General features: G+C 64.0%; 16 protein-coding genes. 8 read left to right on the top strand and 8 right to left on the bottom strand.

Annotation, left to right across the window (positions count from 1 at the left end; translation table 11 throughout):
- Nucleotides 1–7: 7 nt before the first annotated feature.
- Both mmsA and chvE read right to left on the bottom strand, forming a co-directional pair.
- The gene (gene mmsA, locus QYS36_RS18565; RefSeq protein WP_308840868.1) at nucleotides 8–1,534 is read right to left on the bottom strand and encodes a multiple monosaccharide ABC transporter ATP-binding protein; all 1,527 of its coding nucleotides are present in this window, start codon (nucleotides 1,532–1,534) and stop codon (nucleotides 8–10) included.
- Nucleotides 1,535–1,640: 106 nt separating this feature from the next.
- Nucleotides 1,641–2,705 (bottom strand): multiple monosaccharide ABC transporter substrate-binding protein, encoded by a 1,065-nt coding sequence (gene chvE / locus QYS36_RS18560; RefSeq protein ID WP_308840867.1) that lies wholly within the window; start codon nucleotides 2,703–2,705, stop codon nucleotides 1,641–1,643.
- Between the two features lie 223 nt (nucleotides 2,706–2,928).
- Between chvE and QYS36_RS18555 the strand changes: the two genes are divergently transcribed.
- Nucleotides 2,929–3,864 carry a LysR family transcriptional regulator gene (locus QYS36_RS18555; protein WP_308840866.1) on the top strand — a complete coding sequence of 312 codons (936 nt, stop codon included), beginning with the start codon at nucleotides 2,929–2,931 and terminating at the stop codon, nucleotides 3,862–3,864.
- A gap of 18 nt (nucleotides 3,865–3,882) precedes the next feature.
- Here QYS36_RS18555 and QYS36_RS18550 read toward each other — a convergent pair whose 3' ends face one another.
- Nucleotides 3,883–4,794 carry a LysR family transcriptional regulator gene (locus tag QYS36_RS18550; protein ID WP_308840865.1) on the bottom strand — a complete coding sequence of 304 codons (912 nt, stop codon included), beginning with the start codon at nucleotides 4,792–4,794 and terminating at the stop codon, nucleotides 3,883–3,885.
- Nucleotides 4,795–4,900: 106 nt separating this feature from the next.
- Between QYS36_RS18550 and QYS36_RS18545 the strand changes: the two genes are divergently transcribed.
- Nucleotides 4,901–5,896: an aldo/keto reductase gene (locus tag QYS36_RS18545; RefSeq protein ID WP_308840864.1), complete on the top strand. Its 996-nt coding sequence runs from the start codon at nucleotides 4,901–4,903 to the stop codon at nucleotides 5,894–5,896.
- Nucleotides 5,897–6,090: 194 nt separating this feature from the next.
- Here QYS36_RS18545 and tpx read toward each other — a convergent pair whose 3' ends face one another.
- The 3 genes from tpx to QYS36_RS18530 all read right to left on the bottom strand — a co-directional run bounded on the left by tpx (nucleotide 6,091) and on the right by QYS36_RS18530 (nucleotide 12,071).
- Nucleotides 6,091–6,591: a thiol peroxidase gene (tpx, locus tag QYS36_RS18540; RefSeq protein ID WP_308840863.1), complete on the bottom strand. Its 501-nt coding sequence runs from the start codon at nucleotides 6,589–6,591 to the stop codon at nucleotides 6,091–6,093.
- 78 nt (nucleotides 6,592–6,669) lie between these two features.
- Nucleotides 6,670–10,341, bottom strand: a complete 3,672-nt coding sequence (locus tag QYS36_RS18535; protein WP_308840862.1) for a translocation/assembly module TamB domain-containing protein — start codon at nucleotides 10,339–10,341, stop codon at nucleotides 6,670–6,672.
- Nucleotides 10,338–12,071, bottom strand: a complete 1,734-nt coding sequence (locus QYS36_RS18530; protein ID WP_308840861.1) for an autotransporter assembly complex family protein — start codon at nucleotides 12,069–12,071, stop codon at nucleotides 10,338–10,340. The genes QYS36_RS18535 and QYS36_RS18530 overlap by 4 nt, the downstream gene beginning before the upstream one ends.
- Nucleotides 12,072–12,208: 137 nt before the next feature.
- Here QYS36_RS18530 and xthA point away from each other — a divergent pair, with 137 nt between their 5' ends.
- The 4 genes from xthA to QYS36_RS18510 all read left to right on the top strand — a co-directional run bounded on the left by xthA (nucleotide 12,209) and on the right by QYS36_RS18510 (nucleotide 15,812).
- Nucleotides 12,209–13,021, top strand: a complete 813-nt coding sequence (gene xthA, locus QYS36_RS18525; protein WP_308840860.1) for an exodeoxyribonuclease III — start codon at nucleotides 12,209–12,211, stop codon at nucleotides 13,019–13,021.
- 75 nt (nucleotides 13,022–13,096) lie between these two features.
- Complete coding sequence (locus QYS36_RS18520) at nucleotides 13,097–14,476, top strand: substrate-binding domain-containing protein (protein ID WP_308840859.1); 1,380 nt, start codon at nucleotides 13,097–13,099, stop codon at nucleotides 14,474–14,476.
- 152 nt (nucleotides 14,477–14,628) lie between these two features.
- The gene (locus tag QYS36_RS18515; RefSeq protein ID WP_308840858.1) at nucleotides 14,629–15,621 is read left to right on the top strand and encodes a TerC family protein; all 993 of its coding nucleotides are present in this window, start codon (nucleotides 14,629–14,631) and stop codon (nucleotides 15,619–15,621) included.
- 11 nt (nucleotides 15,622–15,632) lie between these two features.
- Complete coding sequence (locus QYS36_RS18510) at nucleotides 15,633–15,812, top strand: hypothetical protein (RefSeq protein ID WP_308841386.1); 180 nt, start codon at nucleotides 15,633–15,635, stop codon at nucleotides 15,810–15,812.
- Here the strand turns inward: QYS36_RS18510 and QYS36_RS18505 are convergent.
- On the bottom strand, nucleotides 15,809–17,020 hold the full coding sequence (locus tag QYS36_RS18505) for an acyl-CoA dehydrogenase (protein WP_308840857.1): 1,212 nt from the start codon (nucleotides 17,018–17,020) through the stop codon (nucleotides 15,809–15,811). The genes QYS36_RS18510 and QYS36_RS18505 overlap by 4 nt on opposite strands.
- Before the next feature lie 140 nt (nucleotides 17,021–17,160).
- On the opposite strand from QYS36_RS18505, the gene QYS36_RS18500 reads away from it, so the two are divergent.
- Nucleotides 17,161–18,096: a LysR family transcriptional regulator gene (locus QYS36_RS18500; RefSeq protein WP_308840856.1), complete on the top strand. Its 936-nt coding sequence runs from the start codon at nucleotides 17,161–17,163 to the stop codon at nucleotides 18,094–18,096.
- 17 nt (nucleotides 18,097–18,113) lie between these two features.
- Here the strand turns inward: QYS36_RS18500 and QYS36_RS18495 are convergent, their stop codons facing one another.
- Nucleotides 18,114–18,506 carry a hypothetical protein gene (locus QYS36_RS18495; protein ID WP_308840855.1) on the bottom strand — a complete coding sequence of 131 codons (393 nt, stop codon included), beginning with the start codon at nucleotides 18,504–18,506 and terminating at the stop codon, nucleotides 18,114–18,116.
- Between the two features lie 195 nt (nucleotides 18,507–18,701).
- Between QYS36_RS18495 and QYS36_RS18490 the strand changes: the two genes are divergently transcribed.
- The gene (locus QYS36_RS18490; RefSeq protein ID WP_111462306.1) at nucleotides 18,702–19,016 is read left to right on the top strand and encodes a transcriptional regulator; all 315 of its coding nucleotides are present in this window, start codon (nucleotides 18,702–18,704) and stop codon (nucleotides 19,014–19,016) included.
- Nucleotides 19,017–19,245: the final 229 nt, after the last annotated feature.

Raw genomic sequence — 19,245 nt, 5'->3', positions numbered from 1 at the left:
TCCTCGCTCACGCCTTGACGATCATCGACATGATCTTTTCCTGGCTCGCGTCTTCACGGGCCAGTTCGCCCAGGAAGGCGCCTTCGTTCATTACGTAAATGCGGTCGCACATGCCCAGCAGCTCGGGCATCTCCGACGAAATGATGATCACGCCCTTGCCGTCGGCAGCCAGCTGGTTGATCAGGCTGTAGATCTCGAACTTGGCGCCCACGTCGATACCGCGGGTGGGCTCGTCGAGAATCAGCACCTCGGGTTTGGCGAACAGCCATTTGCTGAGCACCACCTTCTGCTGGTTGCCGCCAGACAGGTTGAGCACCTTCTGGAACACCCCCGGCGTGCGGATATGCAGCGCCTCGCGGTACTCCTCGGAGATGCGCCGCTCCTCGTGCTCGTCGATCACCCCGTGCTTCGACACGCCCGGCAGGTTGGCCAGGGTGGTGTTGCACAGGATGCTTTCGTCGAGCACCAGGCCAAGTTCCTTGCGGTCTTCGGTGACATAGGCGATGCCGTTGTCGACGGCGCGGCGCACGGTGGACACGTCGATTTCCTTGCCGCGCAGGTGCACGGAGCCGGAGATGTTGCGCCCGTAGCTCCTGCCGAACACGCTCATCGCCAGCTCGGTGCGCCCTGCTCCCATCAGCCCGGCGATACCGACCACTTCACCGGCCGCTACCCGCAGGTTGACGTTGCGGATCATCTGCCGGGACGCCGACTCGGGGTGCCAGACGTTCCAGTCGCGGATTTCCAGCAGGGTTTCGCCGATCTGCGGCGTGCGCTCCGGGTAACGGTTCTCCATGTCGCGGCCGACCATGCCGCGAATGATGGTTTCCTCGCTGACCGTTTCGCTGTGGCAATCCATGCTGCTCACCGAGGCGCCATCGCGCAGCACCGTGATGCTGTCGGCAACGCGGCTGACTTCGTTGAGCTTGTGGGAGATCAGAATCGAGGAAATACCCTGGGCACGGAATTCCAGCAGCAGGTCGAGCAGCTTCTGGCTGTCGTTCTCCTGCAGCGCCGCGGTGGGTTCGTCGAGAATCAGCAGCTTGACGTCCTTGGCCAGCGCCTTGGCGATTTCCACCAGTTGCTGCTTGCCAACGCCGAGCTTCTCCACCGGCGTGGTGGCAATCTCGTCGAGGCCGACCTTCTTGAGCAGCCCTTCGGTACGCTGATACACCTCGGGCCAGTCGATCACGCCGTTGCTGGCGATCTCGTTGCCGAGAAACAGGTTCTCGGCAATCGACAGCAGCGGCACCAGTGCCAGCTCCTGGTGAATGATGATGATGCCTTCGCGCTCGCTGTCGCGAATGCCGCTGCAGGCCAGTGGCTTGCCTTCGTAGATGATCTCGCCGTCGTAGCTGCCGTGGGGATAGACACCACTGAGCACCTTCATCAGGGTCGATTTGCCCGCGCCGTTTTCACCGCACAGGGCATGAATTTCGCCGCGCCGCACCTTGAGGTTGACGTTGTTGAGCGCCTTCACGCCCGGGAACGTCTTGGTGATGCCGCGCATTTCCAGAATGATGTCTTGCTGCATGGCTTTATCCGTCCGCAAGGCACGCGCCAACCGCAGCGGGCGCGCCATGCTCAGGTAAACAAAGAGGTGGAGAGCCGGCAGCGCCTGGCTGCCGGCAGGGCGACGCTTACTGGACCTGGTTCTTCTGGTAGTAACCGCTGTCGATCAACACCTTTTCCCAGTTGCTCTTGTCGACGGTGACAGGCTGCAACAGGTAGGCCGGTACGACTTTCTTGCCGTTGTCGTAGGTCTTGGTGTCGTTGATCTGCGGCTCGCTGCCTTCGAGCAGCGCCTTGACCATACCGACGGTCACTTCGGCGAGCTGGCGGGTGTCCTTGAAGATCGACGAATACTGCTCGCCGGCGAGAATCGATTTCACCGACTGCACTTCCGAATCCTGGCCGGTGACGATCGGCATCGGCATGTCGCCCGAGCCATAGCCAACGCCCTTGAGCGACGACAGCACGCCGATGGAGATGCCGTCATAGGGCGACAGCACGCCATCGAGGCGCTCCTTGGTGTAGTTGGCGGACAGCAGGTTATCCATGCGCGCCTGGGCGGTGGCGCCGTCCCAACGCAGGGTGCCGACCTTGCCCATGCCGGTTTGCCCGGAGAGGATCTTGATCTCGCCCTTGTCGATCAGCGGCTGCAGCACCGACATCGCGCCGTTGTAGAAGAAGTAGGCGTTGTTGTCGTCCGGCGAGCCACCGAACAGCTCGACGTTATACGGCCCCTTGCCCCGCGCCTGCATGCCCTTGACCAGGGATTCGGCCTGCAGCACGCCGACCTTGGTGTTGTCGAACGTGGCGTAGTAGTCGACGTATTCGCTGTCGCGGATCAGGCGGTCATAGGCGATCACCTTGATGTCTGCCGCGTGGGCGTTTTCCAGGGCGTTGGTCAGCGTGGTGCCGTCGATCGCCGCAATGACCAGGACGTTGACGCCTTTGACCATCATGTTTTCGATCTGCGAGACCTGGGTGGGAATGTCGTCTTCGGCGTACTGCAGGTCGGCCTTGTAGCCGGCTTTCTCCAGCTGCTTGACCATGTTGTTGCCGTCGTCGATCCAGCGGGCGGAAGACTTGGTCGGCATCGCGATACCCACGAAGCCTTTTTCGGCAGCGCCAACCGATGCAGCACTTACCAGAGTGGCGCCCATGGCCATGGCGGCCACGAGTTTACGGACTGTGTTCATTCAGCTTCTCCTGGCGACGCCTGGCGCGCTCAGGAACGCGCGACATCGCGATTATTGTTGTTCGGGCAACGAAGAGCTCAAAGCAGCCCTGACGATAGAAGCACACCCCATATCACGCAAATTCATATTTCGCTCATCTGCATATCAATATTGGTATGCGGTGCATCGACATACGACTATTCGAGGGGCACACTCGCCCCATAACGCCAACAATGAGCACGTCATGGACATCGGTATTGCCCGCCACCTGAAGATCCCCCAACTACGGCTGATCGCCGCGATCGCCGAGCACGGCCAGCTCGGCCTGGCGGCGGACGAGCTGACCGTCACCCAGCCCGCCGCCTCGCGCATGCTCGCCGACATCGAGCACACCCTGGGCGCGCGGCTGTTCGAACGCCATGCCAAGGGCATGCTGCCGACCTTGATCGGCCGGGCACTGGCCCGCCGCGCGCACAACATGCTGGTGGAGCTGCGCGACCTGGCCCAGGACGTCGAGGAGCTCAAGCGCGGCGAAGGCGGCATGACCACGGTCGGCGCCGTTACCGGTGCGGCGGTGGGCTTCGTGATTCCGGCGATTCGCCAGCTCAAGGCAATTTCGCCGCGCGCCGATGTGCACGTCAACGTCGCCGCCAGCGACGAATTGGTGCATGACCTGGCGAGCGGCAAGAACGATTTCGTGCTGGCCCGCCTGCCCCGTGGCGTCAACCCGGCGGACTTCGAGATCTACCCGGCGCGCACCGAAACCCTCAAGCTGATCGTGCGCCAGGATCACCCCCTGGCCAACGTCGACCAGGTGACGCTGCGCGACCTGTCGAACTACGAATGGGTGATGCAAAGCCATCGGGCGCCGATCCGCGAGGCGATGGAAACGGCGTTTCTGAGTGCCGGGGCAACGCTGCCGACCAACATCACCAACACCACGTCCCTCTTGGCGATGATCGCCATCCTGGTGTCGTCATCGGCCATCGCGCCGCTGGCCAGCGAAGTGCCGGACCTGCTGCTCGGCGATCAGGTCGGCGCCAGGCTCAAGGTGCTGCCGCTGAACATGACCATCGAGATGTCGCCCTACTACCTGCTGCTGGTCAAAGGCCGCGAGCTGTCGCCGGTGGCCAACCGCCTGCGCCGGCTGGTCACGGCGGCGCTGAACAAGGCCCATTAGTGGCGCCGTGCTCAGCGCTTATTGACGCTGCAGATCCGCCTGGCCGAACAGCTCGACCAGCCAATCGACGAACACCCTCACCCTTCGCGACAGTTGGCGATGCGGCGGATATAAGGCCGCCAATTCAATCGGCGCGGGCGGATGCTCGGGCAGCACCTCACGCAGCGTGCCGGCCCGCAATTGCTCGCGCACGTGGTACAGCGGCGCCTGGATGATGCCCATGCCCGCTTCGCAGGCGGCCACGTAACCTTCCGAGCTGCTGATCGCGATATGGCCTGGCATCTCCAGCTCGTGGCGCTCGCCCGCTACGGCGAAGTCGAAGGGAAAGCGCCGGCCGGTAAGCGGTGATACATAGTTGACCGCCTGGTGCTTGCCGAGCAGCTCATCCAGATCCCGCGGCGAGCCATGCCGCTGGATATAGGCGCTGCTTGCGCAGGTGACCTGCGGCAACCGCGCCAGCGGCCGGGCGACCAGGCTGACATCATGCACATCACCGGCGCGCACCACGCAGTCGACGCCCTCGCGGATCAGATCGACCGGCCTGTCGGCGGCGCCAATCTCCAGCTCGATACGCGGGTAGCGGGCGAAGAACGCAGGCAATGCGGGGATCACCACGCGGTGGCTGAGCGAGGCTGGCAGATCGACGCGCAAACGACCTTGCGGGTTGACGCGGGCGGCGGAGAACAGTGACTCCGCGTCATCGATGTCCGCCAGTACGGCCAGACAGCGCTGGTAATAGGCGCTGCCATCGAGCGTCGGGCTGACATGCCGGGTGGTGCGCTGCAGCAGCTGCGCTCCCAGATGCCGTTCCAGCTGCTTGATCAGCTGCGTCACCGAAGCCCTCGGCAACCCCAGGCTGTCGGCGGCCTTGCCGAAGCCGCCGAGCTCGACGATGCGCGTGAAAACCTGCATGGCAAGCAAGCGATCCATAACGGGATTATTTTCCAAAGCAAAATAGTGCGTGCACTTTTAGCCGGTTTATCTATCCAGCCGCAACAACCAGACTCCCGGTTCCCCTTATTTGCAGGAGCTGACGATGAAAACCCGCCAACTTGGCCACAACGGCCCACAGCTTTCCGCCATTGGTCTGGGGTGCATGGGCATGAGCGACTTCTACACGGCTGGCCGTGACGACCAGGAGTCCATCGCCACCCTTCACCATGCCCTCGAACGCGGCCTCAACTTCCTCGATACCGCCGACATGTACGGCCCCTATACCAATGAACGGCTGCTGGGCCGTGCCCTGGCTGGCCGTCGCCATCAGGCATTCGTGGCCAGCAAGTTCGGCATCGTCCGCGACGCGAGCGACCCGCACAAACGCGGCGTCAGCGGTCATCCCGATTACCTGCGCCAATCCATCGAGGGCAGCCTGCAGCGCCTGAATACCGATTACCTGGACCTGTATTACCAGCACCGCATCGACCCGAACGTGCCCATCGAAGACACGGTTGGCGCGCTCGCCGAGCTGGTGGCCCAGGGCAAGATCCGCCATATCGGCCTCAGCGAGGTGGCGCCCGCTACCCTGCGCCGCGCTCACGCGGTACACCGCATCGCCGCGGTGCAAACCGAGTACTCACTGTGGACCCGCGACCCTGAAGAAAATGGCGTACTCGCCACCTGCCGGGAACTGGGTATCGCCTTCGTACCCTACAGCCCACTTGGCAGAGGCTTTCTGACCGGCGCACTGCAGAGCCCTGATGACTTCGAGGCCGACGATTTCCGGCGCCACAACCCGCGTTTTCAAGGCGAGAATTTCGCCAGGAACCTGCAGTTGGTCGCCAAGGTGCAGAGCATGGCGGCCGACAAGGGCGTCAGCGCCGCACAGCTGGCCCTTGCCTGGGTATTGGCCAAGGGCGACGACATCCTGCCGATCCCCGGCACCAAGCGTCGCCGCTATCTGGATGAAAACCTGGCCGCGCTGGAGATCGAGTTGAGCGTGAGCGAAGTGACGGTGCTGGATGACATCTTCCCTGCCCAGGCTATCGCCGGTGAACGTTACGCGCCCGGCTCGATGCAGACGCTGCACCTGTGAAACGAAAACGGCCTGCGCAAGCAGGCTGTGTGAAAACTACTGCGCTCGGTCATGCTGCGTTAAAAACCGGCTCAAAATGCTCATTTACACCACGTAAACTGCGCTTTTTCGCCGTTTTTTGCCTTGCCTGACCTTCGCTCGCTACGTTTTCAAACAGCCTGCCAAGGCAGGCCGTTTCGGGTAACGCGAGTAGCTTACTTGAGCGCAGCCAGGGCCGCGTCATAGTTCGGCTCGTCGGCGATTTCGCCAACCAGCTCGCTGTGCAGCACCTTGTCGTTCTCGTCCAGCACCACCACGGCGCGGGCGGCCACGCCAGCCAGCGGGCCGGAGCTCAGGGCCACGCCGTAGTCCTTGAGGAACGCGGCACCGCGCATGGTCGACAGGTTCTGGACGTTTTCCAGGCCTTCGGCACCGCAGAAACGCGCCTGGGCGAACGGCAGGTCGGCGGAGATGCACAGCACCGCGGTGTTATCCAGCTTGCTGGCTTCGGCGTTGAACTTGCGCACCGAGGTGGCGCAGGTCGGGGTATCGACGCTCGGGAAAATGTTCAGCACTTTGCGCTTGCCCGCCAGGCTGCTCAGGCTCACATCGGCCAGGCCAGCGCCAACCAGGGTGAACGCCGGCGCCTGCTGGCCGACTTGCGGCAACTGGCCAGCGACTTCAACCGGGTTACCGCGCAGGGTTACTTGTGCCATGGAACAATCCTTCTCTTGATGGGTAGAAACACGCAGGGACGGTCATCCTACGCCAGTGAAAGCGGCCCGCAACAGTTTTTAGAAGTCTCGCTTGTAGAACAGATCCAGGGAGCTGGCCAGGCCGCTCGCCGCCTCCAGGTAAAGCCGGCGCGTCAGCGCATAACGCAGCGCCACGGTATTGACCGGCTCGAATACGCCGACGCCGTAACGCAGGCTCAGGCGCTCGGACAGGTTGCCGCTGGCCACCACGCTGGTGCTGCGGCCGCTGCCATCGGTGTCCAGCTGGAAATCCTGGATGCCCAGGCTCTCGGCGACCGAGCCGGTGACCCCGGAACTGCCGGCCACACCGAGGGCCAGCGCCGCCTGGGCGAGCATGTTGCTGTCCTCGCTGCCGGTCGACAAGGGCCGCCCCAGCACCAGGTAGGACAGCGCCTGCTCCTGGCTCATGGCCGGTTCGGAGAACACCTCGGTGCGCGGCTGGTCGGCACTGCCGGTCAGGCGCAGCCCGGCCACCACGTCGTCGACCTTGCGAATCGCCTCGATGTCCAGGAACGGTTGATCGATGGGGCCGGCGAACAGCAGGCGCGCACGGCGGATGGTCAGGCGCTGGCCGTAGCCGCGGAAGCTGCCCTTGTTGAGGTTCAGCTCGCCGCGGGTATCCAGGTCATCGCCGATATGCACCCGGCCGGCCAGCTCGGCATTGAGCCCGAAACCGCTGAAGGTCAGCTTGTCGCTGCCCACGTCGACATCGATATCCATGCTGATCGCCACCGGCGGTTGCTCGCGGGCCTCGGCACCGACGATCACCGCATCGTCGGAGACCTTGACCGTGGACGGCGGCAGCTCGCGAACGACGATCTTGCCGCGCGGAATCGACACCTTGCCACTGACCGACAGCTGATCACCGGCCAGGCGCACCTGCATGTCCGGCTCGACCTCCAGATTGGCATAGGGCTCGACGGTCACCGGCAGGTGATTGCCCTGCACGTTCAGGTTGCCGCTGAGCGGGCCGCCCCAGGCCAGGGCACCGTTGAGCGTGCCCTGGCCGCGCTCGCCGCTGCGCCAGCCGCCATTGAGCTGCAGGCTTTCCCCGGCGATCAGCACGCGAACCTCCAGGTCCTCGAAACTGCTGGGCAGTTCGCCACCGGAGATTTCGCCACCGCTGAGCGCCAGTTGACCGTTCACCATCGGTTTGAGCAGGTCACCGGACAGCGTGCCGCTGCCGTTCAACTGCCCGGCCAGGCGCTCGACCATCGGCACGAACGGCCGGGCGATGGCCAGGTCGAGGCCGCTGAGGCGGAACTGGCCGGACAACGGCTTGTTCGCCGGGCGCGGGTCGAGCTGCGCCTGCACCGACAACTCGCCGATGCGCGGGCCGCGCAGGTTCAGCTCGGTGTCGATACGTTGCGGGCGCAGCTCGCTGCTCAGGCGCAAGCTGTCATAGGTGAAATCCACCCACTGGTCGTGGTCGCGCACGCGCCAGCTGCCGCTGCCGGCGTCCACCACCACGCGCCCGCTGGGGCCGGCGGCTGGCAGGTCCAGATGCACGTCGGCATCGAGGCTGCCCTGCCAGGCGAAGTCATCCGGAAACCACGGTGCCAGGCTGTCGAGCGGGAAGTCGGCGAGGCGATAACGGATCTTCGGTTGCGGCTGCAGGCGCTGGTTTTCGCCGCACAGGCTGGCCGCCCCGGAGCGCAGGCAGTGGGCGCCGAGGTCGATCTCGCCACTGGCCAGGCGCACCAGCGAGGCCGGCGCCTGCAGCCGCCAGTCCTGCCCACCGGCCTGGACGTCGGCGCGGCTCAGGCGCCCGCGCCAGTTGCCCTGCTCCAGGGTGCCGTCCAGCGCCAGGCTGGTTTGCAATTGCGGCCCCTGCAGGCTCAGGTCCAGCCGTTGTTGGCGCTGGTTACCGGCACCATTGACCGTCAGGTTGCCAAGCTGGCTGTCGCCGCTGGCGATGCCCTGGCCGCGCAACTGCACCTTGGCCTGCCCGTTGCCGTCCAGGGTGGCGTCCAGGCCGAGCTGACGCAGGCGCGTTGTCTCGAATGCCAGGCCCTGGCCATCGAGGCTGAAGGTGCCTTGCGGCGCTTGCAGGCTGCCGGCCAGGTCCAATCGCCCGGTGGCCCGCCCTTGCAACCCGGGCCACAGCTGACCGAGGCGATTGAGGGCGATGCGCAGTTGGCCCTGCAGGCGCTGATCCAGTTGGCCACTGCCGTCGATACGGTTGTCGCCCAGCCGCATGTTCACCGCGCTTAGATCCCAACGCTCACCGGCGCCTGCGACCTTGGCCTGCAGCTGCGCTGGCTGGCCGCGCAGGCGGCCTTGCAGGTCGAGGTCGCCGGTGAGTTCCAGGCGCCCATCGAGCAACTGCCCCTTGCTGCGCACCGGCCCGCCGATGCGCCCGGGCAACTCGGCGACCCAGTAGGCGGGGTCGAAATCGCTGACCTGTAATTGCGCGTCCCAACGCACGGCGTTGGCGAAACCGACGGTGAGCTGGCCATCGATCCTGCCTTGCCCAGCGCGCACCTGCAGCTGTGGCAGGTGGATCTGCTGCAGGTCGCCGCTGAACGGCGTCTGCACGCTGAACGCACCGGCCGGGCCGTCCAGCGCGGCGGAGAGGTTGCCGAGATAATTGCCGTTGTCGTAGGCGAGATCACCGCTGAGCTTCCTGATGGTGACCGGGGGCGCTTGCTGCAACGGATACAGACGCAGCCAGGGGAAGTCCTGCCAGTCGACATGGGTATCGACGCTGAAGCCTTGTTGCCAGTCGAGTCGCCCATTGATGGCCAGATGCTCGCCCGGCCCGGCCGACAGACGCAGCGTTTCGATATCTGCGCCGGCTGCATCGACACGCCCGTGCAGCGCCAGGGCAACCGGGCCCTGCTCTGCTGGCAGGGTGGCGACACCCTTGACGCGGTAGCCATCCTGCAGGTTGCCGGCCGCCTGCAGGGTAACGCCGTTCAACCGAAGGGTATCGGGCAACGAGGTTTCGGGCTTGAAGCCGTCAGCGCTAAGGCTCAGTGACGCGGGGAGGTGTTCGACCAGCGGCTGGACTTCACCACTCAGGCGCCCTGCCAGATAACCGCTGCTGTCGACCACCAGCGCCAGGCTGTCGCGCAGATTGCCCTCGACCTGCAGCTTCAGGTCCCAGGCTTTTCCATCAGGCGACGGCAACGCCGCACTGCCCTGTAGCTGCAGCGGCCATGCGCCGCTGGGCTGAACCTGGCCCTGCAGGTCGACGACCAGCTCGTCGCGCTGCACGTGCAGCCGGGTGATATTCAAGCCGTCGCTGGCCCAGTCGGCCGCGAGTTCGAGCCCCTGCAGCTGGTCATCACCATTGAGCTGCAGGCTGCCGATCCATACCTCGCCGACCTGCAGGGCCACTGGCAGATCGAGCTGCGGCAGGCTGAACGGCTCTTCGCTCGGCGGCTCGGCACTGGGTGCGAAATTCAGCTCGACGCGCTCACTGCGCAGGGTGTCGATGCACAGGGTCAAACGCAGCAGGCACGCTGGCGACCAATCAAACTGCGGCTGAGTCACCAGCACCTGGTCGGCGCCCTGCTGCCAGCGCAACTGGGCGGCGCTCCAGCGCCCGCCCAACTGCCCTTCGAAGCCGTCCACCTGCAACCCGGGCACCAGGCCGAGGGTCCAGCGGCTGCCAGAGGCCGTCGCCAGCATCCATACCAGCAGCACGAGCAGCAGCGTCAGCGCAGCGGCCAGGCTCAGGCCGGCATACTTGAGCGCCCGCCTCACAGTTCCGGGCCCATGGAAAAATGCAGGCGCACACCGCCCTCGTCATCCAGCGGATGCGCCAGATCCAGGCGCAGCGGGCCGACCGGCGACACCCAGCGCACGCCGATGCCCACCGCACTCTTGAGCGTTGGAATGTCCAGTGAATTGAAGGCGTTGCCGGTGTCGTAGAAAGTCGCCAGCCGCCATTTGTCGGCGACGCTGTACTGGTACTCGGCACTGGCGGCGAGCATGTAGCGTCCACCGATCTTGTCGCCCTGGTTGTTCACCGGCGACAGGCTCTGGTAGTCGTAACCGCGCACGCTCTGGTCACCACCGGCGAAGAAGCGCAGCGACGGCGGTACCGAGGAGTTGAAGCCCTTGGATTCGGTACCGCCGAACTGGGCGCGACCGAGAAAGCGGTGGTTCTGCCAGAGCGTGGTGAGGCCCTTGACCAGCACGTTGCCGTGCAGCACATCGGAGTCGGACAGCAACCCCTCCTTGGCCACCGAGGCGTCGAACTGCAGGCGATAGCCCTGGTTGGGATCGATGCGGCTGTCGCTGTGCAGGTAGGAATAGCTGATGCCGGGCATCAACAGGGTGCTGAGCCCCGAGTCATCGCCAAGGCGGTACTCCTCACGCTGCCATTTCAGGGAAATCACCCGCTGCCAGCCGCTGTCGAGCTTGCTGTGCCATTCCGGGCCGACGGTCAGCAGGCGGCTGAGGCTGTCGGTATTGGCCAGTTCCTCGTATTGGTAGCCGCCGGCGATGCGCAGCTTGTCGGTCATCGGTGGGTCGCCGGGGATGTCATACCACAGGCCGACGTTCTGCCGTGGCGCCGACAGCTCCATTTCCGCGCCATAGCTGTGCCCCTGCGGGTTGGCCCAGTGCCGCTCCCACTGGATGCGCCCACGCGGGCCGACGTCGGTGGAAAACCCCAGGCCCAGGCCCAGGGTACGCGGCAGACGGGTCTGCAGGTGCACGTTGACGGGAATCACCTGCTGCTCGGCCACGGTAGGGCTGGCATCGACCCGCACCGATTCGAAGTAGCCGCTCGAGCGCAGCGCCTGGTAGAGCTCGGCGATGCGCTCCGAGTCATAGGGGGTATTCGCCGGGAACGGCACCATGCGCTGCAGCAGTTCGTCATCGAAGGGCATGTCGCCTTCGAAACTGACATGGCCCAGGCTGTAGCGCGGGCCGCTGTCGTAGACCAGTTCGATATCGGCCAGGCCGGCTTGCGGGTTGATACGCAGGCTCTGCTCGGTGAAGCGCCCGTGAAAGAAACCATAGCGCGACGCCTGGTTCTGGATATGCCGCTTGGCGGCCTCGTAACGGCCATGGTTGAGCCGTGCGCCCTGGGTGAGCTGGGCGTCCTTGGGCAGTTGGAAAGCGCGCATCTGCGACGCCGGCCCTTCGACCCTGACGGTAACGTTGCCCAGACGCACCGGCTCGCCGGGCACGATCCGCACGTTCAGGCGCGGCGGCGTCTGCCGGACTACTTCAGTGCTGATCTGCGCGTGGTAATAGCCCAGCGCCTGGGCGGCTTTCTCGGCTTGGCTCTCGACCACGCGGCGCAGGCGCTGCAAGGCCTCGACGTCACGCTCGCCCAGATTGCCGATATAGCCTTCGACATTGCTTTTCAAAGCATTGTTGGCCGGCTGCACGCTGACCACCAGACGAGCATCCTCGGCAAGCAACGTGGCGCTGAATAGCAAGAGCGCGCATCCCGCGCCGAGTGTCGAAAATACTCTCATGGCGGCGATGCTATCACGGCAAACGCGCTATTCCAGTGCACTCACGAATGGAAACGAATTCCCGCTGCGCTGGCCGCCCACCGATGCGATGGGCTAGCATCGCGGGTTTACCGCCCGCTACGCTCAGGATCGCCGACATGAAACTCGTTTCCTTCAACATCAATGGCTTGCGCGCCCGCCCGCATCAACTCGCGGCACTGATCGAGAAGCACCAGCCGGATGTGATCGGTCTGCAGGAAACCAAGGTCAGCGACGACCAGTTTCCCGAAGCGGACATTCGTGCCCTGGGCTACCACGTGCATTACCACGGCCAGAAAGGCCACTACGGCGTGGCGCTGCTGTCGCGCCAGGCGCCACTCGATATCACCAAGGGCTTCCCGGACGATGGCGAGGACTCACAGCGGCGCTTTATCTATGGCACCTACGCGGACGCCAACGGCAATCCCGTCACGGTGATGAACGGCTACTTTCCCCAGGGCGAAAGCCGCGACCACCCCACCAAGTTTCCCGCCAAGCAGCGCTTCTACGCCGACCTGCAGGCGCTGCTGGGCAGCCGCTTCGCCCACCACCAGCCGTTGATCGTCATGGGCGACATCAATATCTCCCCCGAGGACTGCGACATCGGCATCGGCGAAGTGAACCGCAAGCGCTGGCTGAAGACCGGCAAATGCAGCTTCCTGCCCGAGGAGCGCGAGTGGCTGGCCACGTTGAAGAACTGGGGCCTGGTCGACAGCTTCCGCCAGTTGCACCCGGAGGTCGATGACCGCTTCAGCTGGTTCGACTACCGTAGCCGCGGCTTCGAGGACGAGCCCAAGCGTGGCCTGCGCATCGATGTGATCCTCGCCTCGCGCGCCCTGCAGGAGCGCCTCAAGGACGCGGGTATCGACTACGAGCTGCGCGGCATGGAGAAGCCCTCGGACCACGCACCGATCTGGCTGCAACTCGCTTGATGACCGTCATCGTGTAGTCATTTTTCTGTCTTATCGTCGCAGCACTTCAACCGCCCCTTGCAAGGTGATTGCCGCATGCTGCGCACCTCAATCCGTTGTGACCACGAGACCTGGAGCCGAACGGCAACCTTCCTGCTGCTCGGTTTCGTCTTCTACCTGAGCCCCTGGACGGCCTTCGCCGCCCTGCCCCTGCCGGCTGACGACCGACCGGTGCTGCGCATCCAGGGCTCCAACACCATCGGCGCCAGGCTCGGCCCGGCCCTGGTCAAGGGCCTGCTGCAGGAGCAAGGCCTCAACGACATCCGCACCAGCGTCACCCAGGAAAACGAGCAGGCCGTGACGGCGCTCAATGGCGTGGGCCGCAAGGTCACCGTGACCATCGCCGCCCACGGGTCGGGAACCGGCTTTACCGCCATCGGCCAGGGCAGCGCCGAACTCGCCGCCTCCTCGCGCCCCATCAAGGACAGCGAAAGCGCCAGCCTGTCGTCGCTCGGCGACATGAAAAGCCGCGATGCCGAACAGGTCATCGCCATCGACGGGCTGGCCATCGTGCTGCACCCCAGCAATCCCCTCGAGGTACTGAGCACCCTGCAGCTGGCGCAGATCTTCTCCGGCGAAGTCAGCGACTGGTCACAGCTCGGCGGCCGTCCGGGTGCCATCAACCTGTACGCCCGGGACGACAACTCCGGCACCTACGACACCTTCAAGGAGCTGGTACTCAGTGCCAACGGCAAGCAATTGTCGGCCAAGGCCAAGCGCTTCGAATCCAGCGAACAGCTGTCCGACGCGGTGGCCGGCGATAACGACGGCATCGGCTTCATCGGCCTGCCCTACGTGCGCAAGGCCAAGGCAGTGGCCATCGCCGCCGGCGATTCGCAGCCGATGGCGCCCAGCGTGACGCTGATCGCCACCGAGGATTACCCGCTGTCCCGCCGGCTGTTCCTGTACGGGCCGCCGAAGCATGCCAACCCCTGGGCCGAAGCCCTGCTGCAATTCGCCCAGAGCCCCAGGGGCCAGGCGATCGTCGCGCAGAACGGTTTCATCGCGCAGACCGTCGAAGCGGTCAAAATCGACGCCACCGCGGATATGCCAGCGGCCTACCAGGCGCTAGCCCGCAGCGCCCAGCGCCTGTCGGTGAACTTTCGCTTCCAGGAAGGCAGCGCCAGCCTGGACAACAAGGCTCAGCAGGACCTGCGCCGCGTGCTCGACTACCTGCGCCAACACGACAAGCTGCAGAACAAGGTGGTGCTGGTCGGCTTTGGCGACCCCAAGGCGGTCTCCGCCCGCGCCGAGCTGCTTTCCAAACTGCGCGCCATGGCGGTACGTCGCGAGCTGGTTCGCGAAGGCGTGGTGCTGCGTGAGGTGACCGGCCTGGGTGACGAACTGCCGGTGGCCGACAACGAGGGCGACAGCGGGCGGCTCAAGAATCGCCGCGTGGAGGTCTGGGTTTACTGATTTCTTCAGGCCCGGCCGGCACTTGCTCAACCGCGTGATTCATCCTAGCCTTGTCAGCATGTGACGCCGGGCCCCTCTGGCGATGAGTCCTCTCATCGTGATGTCGGAGTCACTAAGTTGAATCTCAACTTAGGCATCGACAGGGAGGGCCCATGACAGCTCTACATGCCTTTATGCTCACGCCGTTTCTCGGCACCCCGTACTACTTCTGGCTGGCCTTCATCGTCATCGTCATCGCGCTGCTGGTCTTCGACCTTGGCGTGCTGCACCGCGACCAACACGAAATCGAAATGCGCGAGAGCCTGCTGCTCTACTCGGGCTACTTCAGCGTGGGCGTCGCCTTTGGCGGCTGGGTGTGGTGGGAATTGGGCGCCACCAAGGCGCTGGAGTTCTACACGGGCTTTCTGGTCGAACAGTCGCTGTCGATGGACAATGTCTTCGTGATGGCGATGATCCTCGGCTTCTTCGGCATCCCGCGTAAATACCAGCACCGCGTATTGTTCTGGGGAATCATCGGCGTGGTGGTGCTGCGCGCGATCATGATCGGCCTGGGAACCGCCCTGGTGCAGCAGTTCGACTGGATCCTCTACGTGTTCGGTGCATTCCTGCTGTTCACCGGCATCAAGATGCTGTTCAGCAAGGACCATGACGAGCACCCGGATCTGTCGCAGAACAAGCTGCTGATCTTCCTGCGCAAACACATCCGGGTTACCGATGACCCGCACGGCGGCAAATTCCTGGTACGCCAGAAGGACCCGGCCAGCGGCAAGATGCTGCTGTTCGCCACCCCGCTGATGCTGGCACTGGTGCTGATCGAACTGGCGGATCTGGTGTTCGCGGTGGACAGCGTACCGGCGGTGTTCGCCATTACCCAGGATCCGTTCATCGTCTACACCTCGAACATCTTCGCGATCCTCGGCCTGCGCGCGCTGTACTTCGCCCTGGCCGCACTGATGCACCGCTTCGTGTACCTCAAGTACGCACTGGCCATCGTGCTGATGTTCATCGGTTGCAAGATTTTCCTGCACAGCTTCATCAAGGTGCCCGCCTTGCTGTCGCTCGGCGTTACCATGGGCGTACTGGTCGGCGGCGTGATCCTGTCGCTGCTGAAAACCCGTGACAACAAACCTGCCGAGACGACGTGAACGAACAAGACGTGCTGCTTGAGCGAACGAACCAGCCCGACGGCGTACGCTGGTGCGTGCGCCTGGGCAAGCGCACGCTGGTGTTCGACGATGAAAGCGCCGCGCGTGCCTTCGCGGCCCAGTTGCACATGCGCCTGAACCGCGAGCCGCTGAGCCTGGTGCCCAATGCCGACAAGGAGCCGGGCAGCTAGGCCTTGTGCAGGTACTTGCCCAGCTCGAACTTGCCGATCGCCGCACGGTGCACTTCATCGGGGCCATCGGCCAGGCGCAAGGTACGCTGCATGGCGTACCAGTAGGCCAGCGGGAAATCGCCACTGACCCCTGCCCCGCCATGCATCTGAATGGCGCGGTCGATCACCTTCAAGGCCACGTTGGGTGCCACCACCTTGATCTGGGCGATCTCGCTGGCGGCCACCTTGTTGCCGACGGTATCCATCATGTACGCCGCATTGAGGGTCAGCAGGCGTGCCATGTTGATCTCCATGCGTGACTCGGCAATCAGGTCGATGTTGCCGCCCAGGCGGGCCAGTGGCTTGCCGAACGCGGTACGCCCAAGGGCGCGCTCGCACATCAGCTTCAAGGCCCGCTCCGCCATGCCGATGGAGCGCATGCAATGGTGGATGCGCCCAGGCCCGAGGCGCCCCTGGGCAATCTCGAAACCGCGTCCCTCACCGAGCAGCACGTTGTGGTAGGGCACCCGTACGTCTTCGAACAACACTTCGGCGTGGCCGTGGGGCGCGTCGTCATAGCCGAACACCGGCAACGGCCTGAGCACTTTCAACCCTGGCGTGTCCATGGGCACCAGAATCATCGAGTGCTGCTGATGACGCGGGCCCTCCGGGTTGGTCAGGCCCATGAAGATCATGATCTTGCAGCGCGGGTCACAGGCGCCCGAGGTCCACCACTTGCGGCCATTGATCAGCCAACTGTCGCCATCGCGAACGGCCGTGGCCTGCATATTGGTGGCGTCCGACGAGGCGACCTCCGGTTCGGTCATGGCGAATGCCGAGCGAATCTCACCGCTCAACAGCGGCTCGAGCCATTCACGCTTCTGCGCTTCGCTGCCATAACGCACCAGCACCTCCATGTTGCCGGTATCGGGCGCGGCGCAATTAAACGGCTCGGGGCCGATCAGCGAACTGCCCATGATTTCCGCCAGCGGCGCATATTCGGTATTGCTCAGCCCGGCACCCAGCTCGGAATCGGGCAGGAACAGGTTCCACAACCCCTCGCCTTTGGCGCGGTCCTTGAGCTGCTCCATGATCGCCGTCGGCTGCCAGCGATCACCTTCGGCGACCTGGCGCTCGAACTCGGCCTCGGCCGGATGGACATGGGCCTGCATGAACGCGCTGACACGCTCGCGCAATTGCTGAACCTTGGGGGAATAGGCGAAATCCACGGCGTACCTCGGCTGCATTTCTGTGTGCGGAGGATGCTAGTGGACGCCGGGTCATTTATCGACGCTATTTTCGGCGTGTATTAACATTCATCACCGATATAAGATCTGCGCACAAGAACAACCTACGGAGTCGCTCAGGCATGAACCTGAACAAGGTGGATCTCAATCTTTTCGTGGTCTTCGATGCCATTTACAGCGAAGCCAACCTCACCCGCGCCGGGCAGATCGTTGGCATCACCCAGCCTGCGGTATCCAACGCCCTGGCGCGCCTGCGCGAAACCTTCAATGACCCGTTGTTCGTGCGCACTGCCCAGGGCATGGTGCCCACGCCCATGGCGCAGAACATCATCACCCCGGTGCGCAACGCCTTGCAGCAACTGCGCATCTCGGTGCAGGAGAGCCGCACCTTCAATCCGGCACAGGCGACCAAGAGCTTTCGCATCAGCATGACCGACCTGACCGAGGCGGTGGTGCTGCCGCCGCTGTTTCAACGCCTGCGCCGCCAGGCACCCAGCGTGACCATCGAAAGCATGCTGGTTCGCCGCCGTGAAACCACCAAGGAGCTGGCGGCCGGTCGACTGGATTTCGCCGTGGACGCCCCCCTGAACATCGACCCGCAGGTGCGCCACGTCAAGCTGATGGAAGATCGCTATGTCTGTGCCATGCGTCATGGGCATCCACTGGCCAAGGAAAAGCTCAGCCTGGAAGCCTACCTGTCACTGACCCACATCCAGATATCCAGCCGCCGCAGCGGCCTGGGCTATGTCGACCTGGCATTGGGGAAGATGGGTATTCAGCGACGTATCGCCCTGCGCTCGCAGCATTATCTGATGGCCTGCCGGGTAATGCGCGATACCGACATGGCGATCACCGTACCGGAGCGTTTTGCCCGCGACAACGACCTGCATTTCAGTGAGTTGCCAGTGGCTGGCATCCCTTCCCTGGAGACCCACCTGTACTGGCACGAAAGTACCGATCAGGATCCCGCCAACCGCTGGATGCGTGAGCAGATCATCGAGATCTGCCAGCGCATTAGCGCCGAGGAGCGCAAGCTCGCGGCCAACGCCGACGCCTGAGATCAGTTGGACCAGGTTCAGCTGGAATAGTCCAGCACCGTCCAGATGCGCGTCAGCCCCTCGCCGATCACGCAATTGGATGCGCCCAGCTGCTTGTTGTCGTGCAGGGTCATGCGGGTGGTCACCCCGTCGGCGGCGTCCTGGCGCTCCACCAGCCACTGCAGCTTGCCGCAATTGGGCGTGTCGATCACGTAACTGGCTGCCACCGGGGCATGGTCGCCCGCCAGCTTGATGGCATCGACCACCACACCGTGCTCTTCGACGCGCTTGCCATCGGAAACCAGCACCGCCCAGGCCTGGTTGTCTTCGATGACCAGGTAATTGGCATTGACCTTGGGTTGCTCGACCTGGGGTTGCACGCAACCGGTCAGTGTTACCAACAGCACAATTGTCATGAGTATCTGGTGCATTACAGGGAGTCCTCGGCATTGATCAGCGGCGCCATTTAGCGCCGCGGGACATGGGAGTCAGCAAGCGTCGAGACCCACTATTACCGAATACTGTTTATTTGTACAGTGCTTTTGAATTATCCTAGCAGCCGTCACCACATGATCGCAGCCGCGGAGATTGCCCGGCGAGATCAGGCCTATAGCGGGAGCCTAACGATGCTGGACGTATTGCAACTCAAACACACGGTCAATCGGATGCCCCTGGACAAGGTGCGCCTCACCGTCGAAGAACTGCATCTGGAGGGGATCGTTACCGAAGGTAAAACGCCATTCAACCGCCTGCACTTCAACACCTGCTTCGCCGAGATCGAGGCATTGCTGCAACGGGCGGGCTATCACCGCCAGCTGGATGTGGTTGGCTACCAGGGACTGGCTTACGCGATGTTCGACCCCAATCGCTGGGAAGCCGTCGAGGTACTGCACTGGCTCAGGGACTATATCGAGGAAGCGCGGGCCTGCCCGGCTTCATGATGGAGCACGCCTGCCGCCTGTTGCCCACTGATGGTTCAGCGCTCATGGCGCTGGGTCGACAAACCGGAATCGGCAGGCCGGCCTGGCCTATGGCGCGATGTTTGCTTAACTGGAATGAATGACACGTGGCAGCCCTCATCTGGGAAGCCCGGTAACGGACACGGCATCTGCCCGATCACCCTCCCCCCCATCGGGTGATCGGGTAGATGCCGTTTTTATTTGCACCCGC

Origin of the sequence: Pseudomonas sp. G34 (assembly GCF_031119625.1) — a bacterium.
In the GTDB taxonomy this organism is placed as follows: Bacteria; Pseudomonadota; Gammaproteobacteria; order Pseudomonadales; family Pseudomonadaceae; genus Aquipseudomonas.
The sequence above is the reverse complement of the archived record's forward strand: the minus strand, read 5'-3'. Positions and strand labels throughout refer to the sequence as shown.